A 16,469-nucleotide genomic window follows, 5' to 3' on the forward strand; every position below is an offset into this window, starting at 1 on the left:
CCCCGTGAACTCCGCGAACCCCGCACCCCTCCCCGACCCTCCGGACCCGACCGTCACGGTGGTCGTCATCGGGTACGACGACGCCGCCCACGCCTTCATGTGCGCACGTTCGCGGGGGTCACTCCTCTACGAGGAGCTTCTCGCGCAGCTGGGCCAGGGTGCGGGCGAGCAGACGCGAGACGTGCATCTGGGAGATGCCCACCTCCTGGGCGATCTGCGACTGCGTCATGTTCCCGAAGAAGCGCAGCAGCAGGATGCGCTTCTCGCGCGGCGGCAGATCCTCCAGGAGCGGCTTGAGGGACTCGCGGTACTCGACGCCCTCCAGCGCCTCGTCCTCGGCGCCCAGGGTGTCGGCGACCGCGGGGGACTCGTCGTCCGTGTCCGGGACGTCCAGGGACAGCGTGGAGTACGCGTTGGCCGACTCCAGGCCCTCCAGGACCTCCTCCTCCGAGATGGCGAGCCGCTCGGCCAGCTCATGGACGGTGGGGGAGCGGCCGTGGCGCTGGGACAGCTCGGCCGTCGCCGTCGTCAAGGAGAGACGCAGCTCCTGAAGGCGGCGCGGTACGCGCACGGCCCAGCCCTTGTCACGGAAGTGGCGCTTGATCTCACCGACGACCGTCGGCGTCGCGTACGTGGAGAACTCCACCCCGCGCTCCGGGTCGAACCGGTCCACGGACTTGATCAGCCCGATGGTGGCGACCTGCGTGAGGTCGTCCAGCGGCTCACCGCGGTTGCGGAAGCGGCGTGCCAGGTGCTCGACCAGCGGCAGGTGCATGTGCACGAGCCGGTTGCGCATCTCCGCGTACTCGGGGCTGCCGTCCGGCAGCGCGCGCAGCTCGATGAACATCGCCCGCGCACCGCTGCGGTCCCGCGGGTCGTGCCGGCCCTGCTGCTCACCGTGTCGCTCGTGGTCGCTCATCAATCCCGCCCGTCGCACGTCCGATCCCCCAGACCGCCCGCGATGCCCGGGCCCGGGGTTCGGCGCTGCCTGCTGTGGCACGTCGGCCTCCAGGTCCTCCGGGTGCGGCCGGGCCTGCTGCTCGGGGATGCCCGAGGCAACCCGCCGCGCGCCCGCCGCGCCGTCGGCCGGGAGGTCCCGTGTGCCGCGCTTGTCGTCCCGCACCGGCCCGCCCCCGTTCATCACGCCGGGCCGGGGCCCGCACCGCGCTTCTTGTAGAGGCTGATCGAGACGGTGTTGTCATCGGCCACCGAGGAGTCGACCTGGCCCGCGAGGGCCGACAGCACAGTCCAGGCGAAGGTGTCGCGCTCCGGGGCCCGGCCGTCGGTGGTCGGGGCGGAGACGGTCACCTCCAGCGAATCGTCGACGAGCCGGAACACGCAGCTGAGCACGGAGCCGGCGACGGCCTGCTGGAGCAGGATCGCGCAGGCCTCGTCGACCGCGATGCGCAGGTCCTCGATCTCGTCGAGGGTGAAGTCCAAGCGTGCCGCGAGACCGGCCGTGGCCGTCCGCAGCACTGACAGGTAGGCACCCGCAGCCGGCAGCCGGACTTCCACGAAGTCCTGATTCCCGGGCTCTCCTGCGATCTGGGACACCCTCACCTCCAAGGTGGTACAAGCACTTTCGGGCTCCGGAGGTCCTCCCCCGGGTGATGCGCCACGTATATCTGCGGTGACGCTACCGCGCGCCTGACTTTCCTGTCCCGGGGACCCCCGGCCCAGTGCTGTCACTCATAGTAAGCCTACGGGTACGGACAGTGGCTAGAGGGCGTGCGTACCCAATTGGAAACAGGGGGCGCCGGGATGACGTACCCAGGCGCTGAACGGTCGAACCCCGACCTGGGTGCGGATCGTCCATTTCAGACCAGAGTCATGTCCACAAAGCACCAACGCCAGCTCTCACCAGGCTCGAAGGTGCGCATCACCGCATGGCCGGTGTCCTTGTAGTGCTCCGTCGCGTGCTTGTAGGGCGAGGAATCGCAGCAGCCGACATGGCCGCAGACCAGACACAGCCGTAGTTGCACAGGGTGACTGCCGACGGCCAGACACTCCAGGCAGCCCTCGCTGAGCGGAGCGGGCTCGGGGTGCGGCAGCGCGTCGACATGCGGGCACTCGTTCATGATTGCCAGGTTACGACGGGCGGCGCGAGAAGGACGGCGGTAGCGGGGCATGGACGTATTGCCACTGGTGGGGTTGATCGCGGCGAGCGCCGCGGTGGCGGGAGCGGCCCGCAGGACGCCGGTGCCGGCACCGCTCCTCCTGGTCGCGGTGGGCCTGGCGGCCTCCTATGTGCCATGGATCCCCGAGTACGCGCTCGACCCGCACATCGTGCTGCCGCTGATCCTGCCGCCCCTGCTGCACACCGCGGCCCTGGAGAGTTCCTATCTCGACCTGCGGGCCAACGTCCGGCCCGTGGCGCTGCTCTCGGTGGGCTACGTCCTGTTCGCCACGGTGGCGGTGGGCTGGCTCGCCTACGAACTGATCCCGGACCTGCCGCTGACGGCCGCGCTCGTCCTGGGCGCGGTGATCGCGCCGCCGGACGCCGTGGCCGCCACCGCGATCGCGCGCCGGGTGGGGCTGCCGTCACGGCTCACCACGATCCTCCAGGGCGAGTCCCTGGTGAACGACGCGACCGCCATCACCGCCTACAAGGTGGCGCTCGCCGCCGCCGTGGGAGAGGGCGCGAGCTGGGCGGGCGGCATTCGCGAGTTCCTGATGGCGGCGGTCGGCGGCGTCGGCGTGGGGCTGCTCCTGATGGTGCCGCTGCACTGGCTGCGCAAGCACCTCACCGAAGCCATCCTGCAGAACACGCTCTCCCTGCTGATCCCCTTCGCCGCGTACGCGGCCGCGGAACAAGTGGGCGCCTCCGGGGTCCTCGCCGTCGTGACCGTGGCCCTGTACCTCGGGCACCGCTCGTGGCAGGTCGACTTCGAGACGCGCCTCCAAGAGGCCGCGGTGTGGAAGGTCGTCTCGTTCATCCTGGAGTCCTCGGTCTTCGCCCTCATCGGCCTCCAGTTGCGCGTCGTCCTGCAGGACCTCGGTGAATACAGCGTGGCGCAGGCGGTCTGGTACGCGATCGCGGTGTTCTTCCTGGTGGTCGTCGTCCGCTTCGTCTGGTCCTATCCAGCCACCTACCTGCCGATGTTCCTGTCGTCGCGCATCAGAGAGCGGGAGGGCGACACCGACTGGAAGCGACCATTGATCGTGGGCTGGGCGGGGATGCGCGGGGTGGTGTCCCTGGCCATCGCGTTCTCCATCCCGCTCGTCACCGAGACCGGCGCGCCGTTCCCCGCGCGCAACCTGGTGCTCTTCCTGACGTTCACCACCGTCATCGGCACCCTGGTCGTGCAGGGACTCAGCCTGCCGCCGCTGATCAAGGCCCTGAAGCTGCCGGGCCGCGACGTGCAGGCCGAGACACTGGTGGAGGCGCAGGCGCAGAGCGTCGCCTCCACCGCCGCGGAGGAGCGCGTGGACGCCCTGATGCAGGACGAGCGCAACTGTCTGCCCCAGCCGCTCCAGGACCGTCTGAAGACCGTTCTGGAACGGCGCCGCAACTCCGTCTGGGAGCGGCTCGGCCAGCCCAACGCCGTGACGGGTGAGTCCGCCGACGACACGTACCGCAGACTCGCGCGGGAGGCGATCGCCGCCGAACGCGAGGTCTTCGTCCGGATGCGGGACGAGCGGCGGATCGACGACGAGATGATGCGCACCCTGCTGCGCAAGCTGGACCTGGAGGAGGCCGCTGCCTACCGGGAGGTCGACGACTGAGCACCCTCGAAGGGGGCTCCGGTGATGACGGCCGCCACGGTCGTACCCGGCGGGAAGGTGCCCGCCTCCGTAAGAGCGTGCAGCGCGTAGAGCATTTTGGCGACATAGAGGTGCTCGACCGGCAGGCCGTGACGCTGCTCGAAGTCGGTGGCGAACGACACCAGTTCGGCGGGCACGCGCGCGTAACCGCCGAAGTGGAAGCGGTCCTCGACGCGCCAGTCGCCGCGCGGACCGCCGAACGCCGCTCTCTGTAGAGCGCGGACCTCGGCCGACAGGAAACCGCCCTTCAGGACGGAGACGCCGAGTGCACGCTGGCCGAGCGCGAGCCCTGCCGCGAGCCCCGCGAGGGTGCCGCCCGTGCCGGCGGCGAGAGCGACGACATCGGCCCTGCCGCGCAGTTCCCGGCCAAGGTCCGCACAGCCTCGCACCGCAGGTGCGTTGCTGCCGCCCTCCGGGAGCACCAAGGCGTCAGGGACGCCCGCGTCGTCGAGGAGCGCGGCCAGGACCCGCGGATCGTCCTTCTCCCGGTATGTCGATCTGTCGATGAAGTGCAGTCGCATGCCGTCGGCCGCACAGCGGGACAGGGACGGATTGAGCGGCCGGCCGGCCAGTTCCTGGCCGCGGACGACACCGAAGGTGGGCACGCCCAGCAGACGGCCGGCGGCGGCCGTCGCCCGCAGGTGGTTCGAGTAGGCGCCGCCGAACGTGAAGAGAGCGCGGCCCCGCGCCGCGGACAGGTTCGGGGCGAGCTTGCGCCACTTGTTGCCGATCAGGTCCGGGTGGATCAGGTCGTCCCGTTTGAGCAGCAGACGCACGCCATGGCGCGCGAAGCGGGCGTCGTCGGCCTCGGTGAGGGGCGAGGGCAGGCGGGGGCGCGGAGCGGCGGTGGACGGGCGGGGCACCCGCTCATTGTCGGACACGAGCCCGGATCTTTGCTGTCCGGTCGTGGCGTGGTCGCCTACCGAACCGACCGCGGCGTGGTCGCTTACTTGAGCCGGTCGCGGATGCGCCCACGCATCGACGCCATCGTGAAGCCCTTCGGGTCGATCTTCCCGGGCTGCCACTCCAGGTGGCCGATGACCGACCGCTCCGTCCAGCCGTGATGACGGCAGACCGCCGCGGCCGCCTTCTCGATGGCCTCCAGCTGGACCGCAGGCCACGGGTCCTCGCCGTCGCCGAGGTTCTCGCACTCGAAGCCGTAGAAGCGGCTGTTCCCGTCCGTGTTCGCCTCGTTGTCGTGCGGCAGCGCCTTCTCCGCGATGACGGCGCGCAGGACGTCGTCGTCACCGAGGCCCGCGTGGTTCGCCCGCCCGTAGCCCACCAGGTGGACCCGGCCGTCCTTCGTGATGACGCCATGGCACAGCGGACCGGGCAGGTCCGGGTGACCGTCCCGGCAGATACGGACCGTGTCGGCGCTGCCCGAGGTGACGGTGTGGTGGATCATCACACCGTTCATCGGGCCCCAGGCGCCCTTGTGGTTGCGGTTGTGGTGCTCCCAGTCGCCGACTTCGACGACCGTCAGACCCTCGTGCCGGAGAGCGGCGAGAAAACTGCCGGCGGACATGGGTGAGGCCATGACGGACTCCTCACGGGCGCGACGGCCGCCCGTCGCGCACCGTCTCGTACCGCTGCTCTTACCCGAACCGCCGTGCCCGCACTACCCGTTCACCCGTCGCACACACACAGCACTGCAGCCCCGCGCGGCCTCCCGCACCGGCCTCAGCCGTGCAGGAAACCGTCCCCGTGCGTGGCGATGTGCGCCTCCAGCGCCTGCACCGCCCGCTGCGTGGCGTCCGGGGTGCCGGTGCCCTTGCGCTCCTCGTAGTACGCCGCGCCCAGCCGCTTCAGCAGGTCGCCGCCGGCCCGCTGCGCCTGCACGTCGTCCAGCTTCTGCTTGCCCTGCGTCAGGCCGCGCTGCGCCTGCTCCTTGGCACGGTCCAGGAAGCCCGCCATGGTCGTCTCCTCATCAGCTGCCGTCGTTTTCCGGTCAACGCCCGCCGGCCGCGCCGAGTTCCGGAAAAACGCCGCCCATGCCCCGTCCGGACGAGATCCATTCCCCCTCGTTTGTGTAATGGCGCGAGCACGGACCGTGCTGGAAGGCTTCTCCTCGCAGGTCGGTCCGTGATCAGGAGGAAATCCATGTCGGTAGGCGAAGAGGTCCGCTCGGAACAGGCCGGGGGGCAGAAAAGCCTCGGCACATCCGCCGCGCGGAATCTGGCCACCACCACCAAGTCCGTGCCGCAGATGCAGGAGATCAGCTCCCGCTGGCTGCTGCGGACGCTGCCCTGGGTGAACGTGCAGGGTGGCACGTACCGGGTGAACCGGAGGCTGAGCTACTCGGTCGGGGACGGACGCATCACGTTCGTCAAGACCGGGGACCAGGTCCGGGTCATCCCCGCGGAGCTGGGGGAGCTGCCGACGCTCCGGGGGTTCGAGGACTCCGACGTCCTCGGCGAGCTGGCCCAGCGGTGCACACAGCGGGAGTTCGCGCCCGGCGAGGTGCTCGCCTCGTTCGGCAACCAGGCGGACGAGGTGTTCCTGCTCGCGCACGGCCGCGTGGAGAAGATCGGGACGGGACCGTACGGCGACGACGCGGTGCTCGGCGTCCTGGCCGACGGCGCGTACTTCGGTGACGAGGCCCTCCTCGACTCGGACAGCATCTGGGACTACACGGCCCGCGCGGTCACCGCGTGCACGGTGCTCACCCTGCCCCGCGCCGACCTGGAGCAGGTCGCGGAGCGCTCCGAGCCGCTGCGCGACCACATCCAGCAGGTGCGTTCGATCCCGGCCCAGCGCGCCAACAACTACGGCGAGAAGGAGATCGACCTCTCCGCGGGCCATGTCGGCGAGGCCGTGCTGCCCGGCACGTTCGTCGACTACGAGTCGGCGCCGCGGGAGTACGAGCTGAGCGTCGCGCAGACCGTGCTGCGCATCCACACCCGCGTGGCGGACCTGTACAACCAGCCGATGAACCAGACGGAGCACCAGCTCCGGCTGACGGTCGAGGCGTTGAAGGAGCGCCAGGAGTACGAGCTGGTCAACAACGCGGACTTCGGACTGCTCAACAACTGCGAGTACGACCAGCGGCTCCAGCCGCACGCCGGCGCGCCGACCCCCGACGACATGGACGAGCTGCTCAGCAGGCGGCGCGGCTCCAAGCTGTTCCTGGCGCACCCGAAGGCGATCGCCGCGTTCGGCCGGGAGTGCAACAAGCGAGGCCTGGTCCCCGAGAGCATCGACGTGGGCGGGCACCGCATCCCGACCTGGCGCGGTGTGCCGATCTACCCGTGCGGCAAGATCCCCGTCTCGGAGGCGCGGACCACCTCCATCATCTGCATGCGTACCGGTGAGGAGGAGCAAGGCGTCATCGGACTGCGCCAGACCGGCATCCCGGACGAGATCGAGCCGAGCCTGTCGGTCCGGTTCATGGGCATCAGCGAGCAGGCGATCATCTCGTACCTGGTGACCACCTACTACTCGGCGGCGATCCTGGTGCCGGACGCGGTCGGGGTCCTGGAGAACGTCGAGATCGGCCGGTGGCAGTGACGTCCCGCTGCCGGCACGCCGTGTTCCCGCCCGCGAGGGCGGGGACACCCCGCGAGTACGCGGCCGGTGACCGCGGGCCCGCCGCCGTCCGCGCCCTTGCCGGGGTGAACCCGTGAGGCAGACGACGGAGACGCGAGCGGCCGGAGAGCCTGTCGAGCCGCACGCGGTGGCGTCCACCGTACGGGCGGAGGCGGTGCGGGGGCCCGCCGGGACTGGAGGGGCGGCGCCCCCGGGCGGCCCCGCGGCGCCGGGCGAGCGGGTTGTGCCGGGTGAGTCGGGGGTGCTGGGCGCTCCGGTCCTGCCGGGGCAGCAGGAGAGGGGTGCCGGTCGGAAGGAACCACGGGGCCGGGGGGCCCAGGCGGTGCGGGGTGCGTCCGAGACGCAGGAGGCCGAGGCGATCCTGGCGGAGGCCAGGGCGCGGGTCGACCCCGAGTTGCGCCGGTCCGTCGACGCCCTGCCGCACCCCGTACGCCGTGTCGCGCTCTACCACTTCGGCTGGCAGCACGCGGACGGCACACCCGCGGTGGGCAGTGGCGGGAAGGCCGTACGGCCGGCTCTCGTCCTGGCAGCGGCGCGGGCCCTCGGGGGGCGGCCCGAGGCCGCCGTGCGGGCGGCGACGGCCGTGGAGTTGACGCACAACTTCACGCTGCTCCACGACGACGTCCTGGACCGGGACCCCACGCGCAGGCACCGGCCGACCGCGTGGACGGTGTTCGGGGACGCCGACGCGATCCTGGCCGGCGACGCGTTGCAGGCCCAGGCCCAGCGGTTGCTCGTGGAGGACCCGCATCCGGCGGCTCCGGCGGCGGTGGCCCGGCTCGCCGCCTGTGTCGTGGAACTGTGCGCGGGCCAGTCGATGGATGTGGCTCTGGAGTCGCGTGATCCGAGGGAGGTGACGCTGGAGGAGACCCTGACGATGGCGGAGGCCAAGACGGGGGCGCTCCTCGGCTGCGCGTGTGCGATCGGCGGGTTGTTGGCGGGGGCGGACGAGGAGGAGGTCGAGGCGCTCGACGCGTTCGGCCGGGCGGCGGGGCTCGCCTTCCAGCTCATCGACGACGTGATCGGCATCTGGGGCGAATCGGCCCGCACCGGCAAACCGGCCGGGGCCGACCTGGCCATCCGCAAGAAGTCCCTGCCGGTCGTCGCGGCGCTCGCCTCCGGCTCCCCGGCGGCGCAGGAACTGGCCGCGTTGTACGGGCCACCGGGACCAGAGAAGGAGGGCCGGGCCGAACTGGAGGCCATCGCACTGGCGGTCGAGCGGGCCGGGGGCCGGGACTGGGCGCAGGAGCGGGCCTCGGACGAGATGGCGCGGGCGCTGCACGAGTTGGCGCGGGCGGTACCGGCGCCGGAGAGGGCGGGTGGGTTGTTGTCGCTGGCGGAGTTCGTGACGCGGCGGGGGTATTGAAGGGCGCCGCGGTGAGGGGGAGGAGGGGCGTGGCCCGGATCGCGGGGGTGGTGCGCGGGCGGGAGTGAGAGGGGGGAGAGCGAGGGGCGCCTCGGCGGTGAGAGAGGGCGGATTCTCGCCTCCCCCCGAGCCGGGAGCCCGGGGCACGGGCACCCGGCTCCCGGCACCCGGTGCAAGGCTCGTACCCCCGTGCCGAGTGATCGCTTAGGCTGCCGACGACCGGCCAGGGCAGGCCGGTTGGGCCGGACGGCGAGGCCGGCCGGTGGGAGCGGTGGGCGAGGGGATCCGGGATGGGTGTGGAGATTCGGCGGGCGCGGCGGAGCGACCGGGATTTCGTCGTGGGGCTGCTCGACGAGGCGTTCAGGGACGATCCGGTCAGCAGCTGGGTGTTTCCCGGGGCGGAGCACCGGCGGGCGCGGCACGCGGGGCTGATGGGGGCGTTCACCGATGTGACGTTCGCCGAGGGGTACATCGACCTGGCGGAGGACGGGTCGGCGGTCGCGCTGTGGATGGACGTTCCGGCGGACCCGGAGGATGCGGACGCCGACACCAGTGGTGGTTCCAGTGGGGCTGAGGACAGGGGGGAGGGCGCGGAAGACGGTCCCGCGCAGTTGCGGGCCGCGGTCGATCCGGACAACGAGCGGGTCGAGCAGATAGGCAGGTTGACGGAGGCCGCGCATCCTACGGGGCGTGCGCATGCCTACCTGTGGATGATCGGCGTACGGCCGGAGCGGCAGGGTGAGGGGCTCGGGACGGCGTTGATGGCGCCGGTGCTGGAGCGGTGCGACCGGGAGGGGCTGCCCGCGTATCTGGAGGCGAGCAATGCCCGCAGCCGGGCCCTGTACGAGCGGCTGGGTTTCGTCTTCACCGGCACCGCGGTCGACCTGCCGGGCGGGCCCGCCCTGTGGCCCATGTGGCGGGAGCCGCAGACCATGTGACGCTGACGTCCGGGCGGCCCTGCCGACTGCCGGCGCGGCACGAAATCCTCGAAGACCGAACCGTCCCCTCGCGCCACCTTGCAACCACTGCGACTGAAGTACTATAACTGGAGTGGTTCCAGGGTGGTCATCGAGCTGCCTGTCGTCCACGAAAAGAGACCGGTTTGCGCAAGCTCACGTACTTCGTCGCCGTTTCCATCGATGGCTTCATCGGGGACGAGTCCGGGGACGGGACGCTGTTCATGTCGTTCGTCGACGAGGAGTTCCTGGGGTTCCTGCAGGAGGAGTATCCGGAGACCATCTCTACGGAAGGCCGCAGGCTCCTCGGCCTGGACGGGCTGGCGAACAAGAAGTACGACACCGTGATCCAGGGGCGCGGCAGCTACCAGGTCGGTATCGACGCCGGTTTCCCCAGCCCGTACGGGCATCTGCGCGAGTACGTCGCGACGCGCACGCTCGACGAGTCCCCGCACCCGCACGTCGAGCTGATCCACGACGACGTGATCGGCAAGGTACGGGAGCTCAAGGCCGAGGACGGGGAGCTGGGGATCTGGCTGTGCGGGGGCGCGCAGCTGGCCGGGCTGCTCGCGGACGAGATCGACGAGCTGGTGATCAAGACGTACCCGCTGATGCTCGGGACCGGCATGCCGATGTTCGCGGGTGGGGCGGGGCGGGCGTACGGCCTGGGGCGGTTCGACCTCGCGGAGAACCGCACGTTCGGCAATGGCGCGGTCGTGCGCCGGTACAGCAGGAAGCGGTAGCGGTTCGCTGTCAGACTGGATTCCGCGAAGGGCGTCCGCGTGCGGAGCCGGGCGGGCGGCCGCGTCGAAGGAGCGTGGAGCCATGAAGTATCTGGTGATGATCCAGGCGTCGCAGGCGGAGTACGAGGCCATGCGCGGCAAGGCGTCCGGGGCCGGCCCGGCCTGGGGCGAGAAGGACCTGCGAGCCATGTACTCCTTCATGGAGAAGCTCAACGGCGACCTGACCGAGACCGGTGAGATGGTCGACGGGCAGGGTCTGTCCGAGCCCGCGCGGGCCAGGACCGTCGCCCTCGGCGCCGACGGGCGACCGGTGAGCAGCGACGGTCCGTACGGGGACACCGAGGAACTCCTGTGCGGCTACTGGGTGCTGGACTGCGCGAGCCTGGAGCGGGTCACCGAGATCGCCGAGCGGATCCTCCAGTGCCCCGGGCCCGAGGGCGTGACCAACCACCCCGTCACCATCCGGCCGATCATGGAGGGCGGCGGGGACATGCGCTGAGGGAGGGCGGCGCCCGCGTCCCGGCGCGCACCCCGCTCGCCCTGGCTCATACATTGACCGCATGACCATCGAACTGCTCCACATCACCGAACGCGCCCTGTGGGAGAGCGCCCGGGCCACCGGGGCGTACACGATGTCGACCCGCGGCAAGACGCTCCAGGAGGTCGGGTTCATCCACTGCTCGTTCCCGCACCAGCTGCGCGGGGTCGCCGAGCTGCTGTACGGGACCGAGCCCGCCCCCGGTGACCTGGTGGTCCTGGTCGTGGACCCGGCCCGGCTGGATGTGCCGGTCCGTGTCGAGCCCGGCGTGCCCGGCGGGGAGGAGTTCCCGCACCTCTACGGGCCGTTGCCGCTCGACGCGGTGACCGAGGTGCGGGCGTGGCCGCGTCCCGAGCCCCGTAGCCAGAAGGAGCGCATGCTCGCCGGTGACCTCTACCTCGCCGACGACCCCGAGCTGACCGCCGACGCGCTGCGCGGTGCCGAGCTGGCCGAGCGCTACAACGCGAGCAGCGTCACCGATCTGCCCGCGCGCGGCGCCCTGCTGCGCGCACTGCTCGGCGCGGTGGGTGAGGACGTCGTGGTGCGGCCGCCGCTCGCCGTCGACTACGGGCAGTACATCAGCATCGGCGCGCGGACGTTCGTCAATCACGGCGCGGTCATGCTGGACGTGGCACCGATCCGGATCGGCGAGGACGTGCAGATCGGCCCGAACGTCCAGCTGCTCACCCCCACGCACCCGGTCGACCCCGAGCCGCGGCGCGCCAAGTGGGAGGCGGCCGAGCCCATCACGATCGGTGACAACGTGTGGCTGGGCGGTGGCGTCATCGTCTGTCCCGGCGTGACGATCGGCGCGAACACGGTCGTCGGCGCGGGCGCCGTCGTCACCCGCGACCTGCCGCCGGACGTGGTCGCCGTGGGCAATCCGGCGCGGGTCGTGCGGAAGATCGGGGAGAGCACGGAGTGAGACGCCGGGGGGTAGCGGGCGCGGTCGTCGCGGTGGCGGTGGCCGTGCTCGTCGCGGGAGACGCGGGCGCCGGAAGGTCCGGCGGGCACGCGAAGGCCTGGGCGGACGGGACGCCCATCGTGTGGACGGACGAGGAGATGCCCGCCCTGCCGCTGGACGCGTACGCGTTCGACGGTGGTGACGCGAGGGCCTACGACGAGGTGGACTCCGCGCGACGGGTGCTCGCGCAGCGCTGCATGGTCCGGCACGGCTTCGCCGGCTTCCCGCGCGATCCGGGGATCCGGACGATGGCCGTCACGCACACCACCGTCATGGTCGCCGTGGCCACGGGCCCGGTGGGCCTCCTCGACCTGGAGCAGGCGCGGCGCTGGGGCTACGGCCAGGACCCGGCGGCGTCGCTCGCCCCGCCCGAACCCACCGGGCGGATGATGACCGCCGAGGAGTCCGACGTCTACTACGGCGACCCGCAGGGCGACCGCACCGGCTGCGAGGGGGAGGCGGACCGGACGCTGGAGCGCGGGACCGCGGACCGGGAGCGCATGTGGTCCTACGTCCCCGAGCGCGAGGCCGCAGTGAGCAGACTGGCCGCACGCGTTCCGAGGCTGCGCCGCGCCTACGAGACCTGGGCCGCGTGCGTGACCGGCAAGGGCTTCAAGCGGTACGCCGACCCGGACCAGGCCTTCGGTGACCGGGCCTGGGGGCGTGGCCAGGACGGCAACACCACGCGCTCCGCCACCGAGCGGGGCACGGCCGTCGCCGACGTCGCGTGCAAGCGCGCCCACAACACGGGCGGCGTGTGGTGGTCGGTGACGCGCCGCCTCCAGCGGCGGGAACTGGCGCTGCACCAAGCGGAGTTCGCGACCGTTCGCGCCGACCGGGACCGGCTGCTCGCCCACGCGCGCGCCGTACTGAGGACCGCCTGAGGGCTGCTCCGCAACGGACCTGAGAGCTGCTCCTCAACGGGCGGCGCCGCGCACCGACGCCGTCATCGCCGCCACGAACGCCTCCCGCGCCGCCTCGTCCAGCAGGTCGAGCGAGAGGTAGGGATTCAGGTCCTCCAGCTCGACCAGGAGGAGGTCGCCCTCCCGGGTGCGGCAGGCGTCGACGCGTTGGATGCCGTAGGGGAGGGCGTTCCACGCGACGAAGCGGTGGGCGAACTCCCGGTCCGCCGCGGTCGGTTCGTAGGGCCGCAGCTCCCAGCGGCGCTCCGGGTCCGGGGCGTGCAGGGCGTACAGCAGGGCGTCGTCGACGAAGTAGAAGGAGACCTCGTACTGGAAGTCGATGAACGGCTGCACCAACAGGCCGTCCGCGTACGGCAGTCCGGGCAGCTCGGCCGGGGGGACGACGCGCAGGCCCGCCGAGTCCGCTCCCCACACCGGTTTCACCACGTACGCGTCGGCCGCGGGGAGCCGGCCGAGGTCGGCGGCGCGGTCGGCCGCCGGGATCACCGGGTACCCGGCCGCGGTCAGCTCCGGCAGGTACCGCTTGCCGGCCATGTCGGCGCGGCCGGTGAGCGGGTTGTAGACCCTCGTGCCGCGCTCCAGGGCCTGGGCGCGGAACGCGTCGTAGGCGTCCTGGTAGCCGAGGACGGGGCCGCTGTTGCGGACCACGACCACATCGAAACCGTCCATCAGCCGGGCCGCGTCCCGGGGGTGGCACAGCGCGAGGTCGAACGCGGCGCGCAGCCGCGACGTCAGGAAGATGTCCTCGTCGCAGTAGCGCCGGCCACGGGCCTGGTAGGCCAGGTCGGTCACGTAGAGGACGCGGGGCCGGGACACGGTGACTCCTGGAGGGCGGGAGAGCGGATGCTACGCCGAAGGGGCCCGGCCGAGTTCGTCGGCCGGGCCCCTTCGGATGGTCCGGGGCCCGCGGGGGTGCACCGCCCGCCGGTCACCTGAACCGGGTGTATCAGGGCCTGGATCAGGCCTTCTTGGTCTCCCAGAAGATCTTGTCGATCTGGGCGATGTAGTCCAGCGCCTTCTGGCCGGTGGCCGGGTCGGTCGACGCCTTGGCGGCCGAGAGGGCCTTCAGGGTGTCGTTGACCAGCTGGTGCAGCTCCGGGTACTTCTCGAAGTGCGGCGGCTTGAAGTAGTCGCTCCACAGCACCGAGACGTGGTGCTTGGCCAGCTCGGCGCGCTGCTCCTTGATGACCGTGGCGCGGGCCTGGTAGTGCGCGTCGTCGTTGCCGGCCATCTTCTCCTGGACGGCCTTGACCGACTCGGCCTCGATGCGGGCCTGGGCCGGGTCGTACACGCCGCAGGGGAGGTCGCAGTGAGCGCTGGCCTTCACCTTGGGGGCGAACAGGCGGGAAAGCATGTTGCTGTCCTTCCTCGTGATCGTCTTCTCAGGTGGGACATTACTCCGTGCAGAAGGTGTTTTCGCGGGTGCCCCCGGGGGCTTAGGCCAAAAGTCCAGGGTGACACTGGGACTGGTGGAGGATGGGACCGACGGACGGAATCCGGGGAGGTCGGCTGATGCCCGAGGCGATCGACGAGGCGCGCGGGGCCAGAGTGCCGTTTCAGTTCATCGAGGTGGACGGGCCCTCGATGGTGCCGACGCTGTACCACGGTGACTGGATGCTGGTGCAGTACGGCGCGCGGGTGCGGCCGGGGGACGTGGTCGTGCTGCGCCACCCGTTCCAGCAGGACCTGCTCGTCGTGAAGCGGATCGCCGAGCGGCGCGACGGCGGCTGGTGGGTGCTCGGGGACAGCCCGGGAGCCGGCGGCGACAGCACCGTGTACGGGGTGGTGCCGGACGAGCTGGTGCTCGCCAAGGTCCGCGGGCGGCTGCGGCGGCGCCGGCCGTGGGCCGAGGGCGAGGGTCAGCGGTCGGTGGCGGCGGTGCTGTCCTGGGCGTTGGCCGCCGTGCGGCCCGTGCTCAGCGACCGGTCGGCCTCCAGGCGCTTCCGCGCGCGGTAGGCGGCGACGTTGGCGCGGGTCGCGCACCGGTCGGAGCAGTAGCGCCGGGAGCGGTTGGTGGAGGTGTCCAGGTACGCGTTGCGGCACGGGGCCGCCTCGCACAGGCCCAGCCGGTCCACGCCGTACTCGGTGAGGTGGAAGGCCAGTCCCATGGCGGCGATGGCGGCGTAGCCGGCGGTCGCGTTCGAGGGGTGGTCGGCCAGGTGCATGTGCCACAGCGGACGGCCGTCGTCGTCGCGGTGGTTGTGCCCGGAGATCTGCGGGCTGACCGGGAACTCCAGCAGGAGCGAGTTGAGCAGGTTCACCGCGAGCGTCTCGTCGCCGGCGTCGGCCGCCTCGAACACCGCGCGCAGCCGGCCCCGGACGCTCCGGAAGCGGGTCAGGTCGGCGTCGGCCGCGCGGCGGGCCGCCTCCTGATTGCTGCCGAACAGGCCGCGCACGGCATCCACCGAGGTCAGATGGTCCTTGCCGCGGACGGGCTCCTCGGTGTTGACGAGGCGCACGGCGTAGTCCGAGTAATAGGCCAGTTCCACTTGTAGTCCTTACCGGGGCGGTCTATCGTCAGGGTCGACTGAGGTAATGCTCGCTTGTCGTTTCAGGGTATTACGCACCCGGAGACTTCCATGCACGCAACGGGAGGGCTTTTCATGACCGACACGACCGCGGCGGAGACCGGCCGCACCACCGACTGGCGGGCCTGGCAGCACAGCTGGGACCGGCAGCAGGAGTGGTACATGCCCGACCGCGAGGAGCGGCTGCGGGTGATGCTCGACATGGTCGAGGCGTGCGTGGGCCGCGCGCCACGGGTGCTCGACCTCGCGTGCGGCACCGGCAGCATCACCGACCGGCTGCTCACGCGCTTCCCGGAGGCCACCAGCGTCGGGGTCGACCTGGACCCGGCGCTGCTCGCCATCGCCCGGGGCACGTTCGAGGGGGACGAGCGCGTCCGCTTCGTGACGGCCGACCTCAAGGACCCGCAGTGGACACGGGCGCTGCCGCACGCGTCGTACGACGCCGTGCTCACCGCCACCGCGCTGCACTGGCTGCACTCCGCTCCCCTCGCGACGCTCTACGGTCAGCTCGCCGGGCTCGTCCGCGACGGCGGCGTCTTCATGAACGCGGACCACATGGTGGACGAGGCGACGCCGCGGATCAATGCCGCGGAGCGGGCGCTGCGACACGCGCGGATGGACGCGGCCAAGGCGGACGGAGCGCTCGACTGGGCCGCGTGGTGGGCGCTGGCCGCGCAGGATCCTGCCCTCGCCGGGCCGACCGCGCGGCGCTTCGAGATCTACGGGGAGCACGCGGACGGGGACGTGCCGTCGGCGGGCTGGCATGCGGAGGCGCTTCGCGGGGCCGGGTTCGGGGAGGCCCGGGTGGTGTGGGGGTCGCCGTCCGACGCGATGGTTCTTGCGTTGCGGTGACGCGTCCGCCTGGGTGCCGGGTGCGGTGCGCAGTGGTTCGTCGTCGGGTGCCGGTTGGTGGGGGCTGGTCGCGCAGTTCCCCGCGCCCCTGCAAGGCGCACTGCGTGCGCCCCGTTCCCGGCTGCGACCAGCCACGACGGCAGCCGCACCCGTGCACGAACCGGGACAGAGGGGGCGCCCGGGGTCTTGACCCCGGGCCGACCGGCAAGGAGACCAACCGCGTGTCCGTCCTCCAGAAGAACATGCGTGCAGGCGAAGGCAAGATCCTGCGCAAGCAGCACCGCATCG

20 protein-coding genes and 1 pseudogene are annotated in these 16,469 nt (G+C 71.7%); 12 read left to right on the forward strand and 9 right to left on the reverse strand.

Annotation, left to right across the window (positions count from 1 at the left end; genetic code table 11):
• Positions 1 to 118: 118 nt before the first annotated feature.
• From ABZY33_RS34190 to ABZY33_RS34200, 3 genes are all read right to left on the reverse strand, one after another.
• Positions 119 to 1,144, reverse strand: coding sequence for an RNA polymerase sigma factor SigF (locus ABZY33_RS34190; RefSeq protein ID WP_356495613.1), 1,026 nt, complete (start codon positions 1,142 to 1,144; stop codon positions 119 to 121).
• Positions 1,141 to 1,554: an anti-sigma regulatory factor gene (locus tag ABZY33_RS34195; protein ID WP_324776127.1), complete on the reverse strand. Its 414-nt coding sequence runs from the start codon at positions 1,552 to 1,554 to the stop codon at positions 1,141 to 1,143. The genes ABZY33_RS34190 and ABZY33_RS34195 overlap by 4 nt, the downstream gene beginning before the upstream one ends.
• Positions 1,555 to 1,817: 263 nt before the next feature.
• Positions 1,818 to 2,078 (reverse strand): UBP-type zinc finger domain-containing protein, encoded by a 261-nt coding sequence (locus tag ABZY33_RS34200; RefSeq protein WP_356495614.1) that lies wholly within the window; start codon positions 2,076 to 2,078, stop codon positions 1,818 to 1,820.
• A 49-nt stretch (positions 2,079 to 2,127) separates the two neighbouring features.
• Here ABZY33_RS34200 and ABZY33_RS34205 point away from each other — a divergent pair, with 49 nt between their 5' ends.
• Complete coding sequence (locus ABZY33_RS34205; RefSeq protein ID WP_356495615.1) at positions 2,128 to 3,726, forward strand: Na+/H+ antiporter; 1,599 nt, start codon at positions 2,128 to 2,130, stop codon at positions 3,724 to 3,726.
• Here the strand turns inward: ABZY33_RS34205 and ABZY33_RS34210 are convergent.
• The 3 genes from ABZY33_RS34210 to ABZY33_RS34220 all read right to left on the reverse strand — a co-directional run bounded on the left by ABZY33_RS34210 (position 3,705) and on the right by ABZY33_RS34220 (position 5,679).
• Positions 3,705 to 4,646 (reverse strand): pyridoxal-phosphate dependent enzyme, encoded by a 942-nt coding sequence (locus ABZY33_RS34210; RefSeq protein ID WP_356495616.1) that lies wholly within the window; start codon positions 4,644 to 4,646, stop codon positions 3,705 to 3,707. The genes ABZY33_RS34205 and ABZY33_RS34210 overlap by 22 nt on opposite strands.
• A gap of 65 nt (positions 4,647 to 4,711) precedes the next feature.
• Entirely contained in the window at positions 4,712 to 5,302 is a 591-nt protein-coding gene (locus ABZY33_RS34215; RefSeq protein ID WP_356495617.1) for an N-acetylmuramoyl-L-alanine amidase, read from the reverse strand.
• 143 nt (positions 5,303 to 5,445) lie between these two features.
• Positions 5,446 to 5,679 carry a hypothetical protein gene (locus ABZY33_RS34220; protein WP_356495618.1) on the reverse strand — a complete coding sequence of 78 codons (234 nt, stop codon included), beginning with the start codon at positions 5,677 to 5,679 and terminating at the stop codon, positions 5,446 to 5,448.
• 186 nt (positions 5,680 to 5,865) lie between these two features.
• On the opposite strand from ABZY33_RS34220, the gene ABZY33_RS34225 reads away from it, so the two are divergent.
• From ABZY33_RS34225 to ABZY33_RS34260, 8 genes and pseudogenes are all read left to right on the forward strand, one after another.
• Positions 5,866 to 7,272 carry a family 2B encapsulin nanocompartment shell protein gene (locus ABZY33_RS34225; protein WP_356495619.1) on the forward strand — a complete coding sequence of 469 codons (1,407 nt, stop codon included), beginning with the start codon at positions 5,866 to 5,868 and terminating at the stop codon, positions 7,270 to 7,272.
• A gap of 361 nt (positions 7,273 to 7,633) precedes the next feature.
• The gene (locus ABZY33_RS34230; RefSeq protein ID WP_356495620.1) at positions 7,634 to 8,677 is read left to right on the forward strand and encodes a family 2 encapsulin nanocompartment cargo protein polyprenyl transferase; all 1,044 of its coding nucleotides are present in this window, start codon (positions 7,634 to 7,636) and stop codon (positions 8,675 to 8,677) included.
• A gap of 290 nt (positions 8,678 to 8,967) precedes the next feature.
• Positions 8,968 to 9,615 (forward strand): GNAT family N-acetyltransferase, encoded by a 648-nt coding sequence (locus ABZY33_RS34235; RefSeq protein ID WP_356495621.1) that lies wholly within the window; start codon positions 8,968 to 8,970, stop codon positions 9,613 to 9,615.
• 164 nt (positions 9,616 to 9,779) lie between these two features.
• Positions 9,780 to 10,376, forward strand: coding sequence for a dihydrofolate reductase family protein (locus ABZY33_RS34240; protein WP_356495622.1), 597 nt, complete (start codon positions 9,780 to 9,782; stop codon positions 10,374 to 10,376).
• Positions 10,377 to 10,458: 82 nt separating this feature from the next.
• The gene (locus tag ABZY33_RS34245; RefSeq protein ID WP_356495623.1) at positions 10,459 to 10,875 is read left to right on the forward strand and encodes a YciI family protein; all 417 of its coding nucleotides are present in this window, start codon (positions 10,459 to 10,461) and stop codon (positions 10,873 to 10,875) included.
• Positions 10,876 to 10,936: 61 nt separating this feature from the next.
• Positions 10,937 to 11,257, forward strand: a pseudogene (locus ABZY33_RS34250) (DUF952 domain-containing protein); the annotation flags it as partial.
• A 33-nt stretch (positions 11,258 to 11,290) separates the two neighbouring features.
• The gene (locus ABZY33_RS34255) at positions 11,291 to 11,839 is read left to right on the forward strand and encodes a sugar O-acetyltransferase (protein WP_356495631.1); all 549 of its coding nucleotides are present in this window, start codon (positions 11,291 to 11,293) and stop codon (positions 11,837 to 11,839) included.
• On the forward strand, positions 11,836 to 12,762 hold the full coding sequence (locus ABZY33_RS34260; protein ID WP_356495624.1) for a hypothetical protein: 927 nt from the start codon (positions 11,836 to 11,838) through the stop codon (positions 12,760 to 12,762). The genes ABZY33_RS34255 and ABZY33_RS34260 overlap by 4 nt, the downstream gene beginning before the upstream one ends.
• 33 nt (positions 12,763 to 12,795) lie before the next feature.
• Here ABZY33_RS34260 and ABZY33_RS34265 read toward each other — a convergent pair whose 3' ends face one another.
• Both ABZY33_RS34265 and sodN read right to left on the reverse strand, forming a co-directional pair.
• Entirely contained in the window at positions 12,796 to 13,617 is an 822-nt protein-coding gene (locus ABZY33_RS34265; RefSeq protein WP_356495625.1) for a hypothetical protein, read from the reverse strand.
• A gap of 142 nt (positions 13,618 to 13,759) precedes the next feature.
• A complete protein-coding gene (gene sodN, locus ABZY33_RS34270) occupies positions 13,760 to 14,155 on the reverse strand; it encodes a superoxide dismutase, Ni (RefSeq protein ID WP_356495626.1) in 396 nt (131 codons plus the stop codon).
• Positions 14,156 to 14,313: 158 nt separating this feature from the next.
• Here sodN and sodX point away from each other — a divergent pair, with 158 nt between their 5' ends.
• Positions 14,314 to 14,757: a nickel-type superoxide dismutase maturation protease gene (gene sodX, locus ABZY33_RS34275; protein WP_356495627.1), complete on the forward strand. Its 444-nt coding sequence runs from the start codon at positions 14,314 to 14,316 to the stop codon at positions 14,755 to 14,757.
• Here sodX and ABZY33_RS34280 read toward each other — a convergent pair.
• Positions 14,661 to 15,290, reverse strand: a complete 630-nt coding sequence (locus ABZY33_RS34280; RefSeq protein ID WP_356495628.1) for a CGNR zinc finger domain-containing protein — start codon at positions 15,288 to 15,290, stop codon at positions 14,661 to 14,663. The genes sodX and ABZY33_RS34280 overlap by 97 nt on opposite strands.
• Before the next feature lie 114 nt (positions 15,291 to 15,404).
• Here ABZY33_RS34280 and ABZY33_RS34285 point away from each other — a divergent pair, with 114 nt between their 5' ends.
• Positions 15,405 to 16,181 (forward strand): class I SAM-dependent methyltransferase, encoded by a 777-nt coding sequence (locus ABZY33_RS34285; RefSeq protein WP_356495629.1) that lies wholly within the window; start codon positions 15,405 to 15,407, stop codon positions 16,179 to 16,181.
• Between the two features lie 104 nt (positions 16,182 to 16,285).
• Positions 16,286 to 16,469: hypothetical protein (locus tag ABZY33_RS34290; RefSeq protein ID WP_356495630.1), on the forward strand; the 184-nt coding region annotated here is incomplete at its 3' end.

The organism is Streptomyces sp. NPDC006552, assembly GCF_040611655.1.
Taxonomy (GTDB): Bacteria; Actinomycetota; Actinomycetes; order Streptomycetales; family Streptomycetaceae; genus Streptomyces.

What these genes read in the sequence shown, in the direction of transcription:
- sodX (WP_356495627.1), top strand. Translation starts at nt 14,314, where the DNA reads ATGCCCGAGGCGATCGACGAGGCGCGCGGGGCCAGAGTGCCGTTTCAG.
- ABZY33_RS34235 (WP_356495621.1), top strand. Translation starts at nt 8,968, where the DNA reads ATGGGTGTGGAGATTCGGCGGGCGCGGCGGAGCGACCGGGATTTCGTC.
- sodN (WP_356495626.1), bottom strand. Translation starts at nt 14,155, where the DNA reads ATGCTTTCCCGCCTGTTCGCCCCCAAGGTGAAGGCCAGCGCTCACTGC.
- ABZY33_RS34215 (WP_356495617.1), bottom strand. Translation starts at nt 5,302, where the DNA reads ATGGCCTCACCCATGTCCGCCGGCAGTTTTCTCGCCGCTCTCCGGCAC.
- ABZY33_RS34200 (WP_356495614.1), bottom strand. Translation starts at nt 2,078, where the DNA reads ATGAACGAGTGCCCGCATGTCGACGCGCTGCCGCACCCCGAGCCCGCT.
- ABZY33_RS34220 (WP_356495618.1), bottom strand. Translation starts at nt 5,679, where the DNA reads ATGGCGGGCTTCCTGGACCGTGCCAAGGAGCAGGCGCAGCGCGGCCTG.
- ABZY33_RS34245 (WP_356495623.1), top strand. Translation starts at nt 10,459, where the DNA reads ATGAAGTATCTGGTGATGATCCAGGCGTCGCAGGCGGAGTACGAGGCC.
- ABZY33_RS34205 (WP_356495615.1), top strand. Translation starts at nt 2,128, where the DNA reads ATGGACGTATTGCCACTGGTGGGGTTGATCGCGGCGAGCGCCGCGGTG.
- ABZY33_RS34225 (WP_356495619.1), top strand. Translation starts at nt 5,866, where the DNA reads ATGTCGGTAGGCGAAGAGGTCCGCTCGGAACAGGCCGGGGGGCAGAAA.
- ABZY33_RS34285 (WP_356495629.1), top strand. Translation starts at nt 15,405, where the DNA reads ATGACCGACACGACCGCGGCGGAGACCGGCCGCACCACCGACTGGCGG.
- ABZY33_RS34255 (WP_356495631.1), top strand. Translation starts at nt 11,291, where the DNA reads ATGCTCGCCGGTGACCTCTACCTCGCCGACGACCCCGAGCTGACCGCC.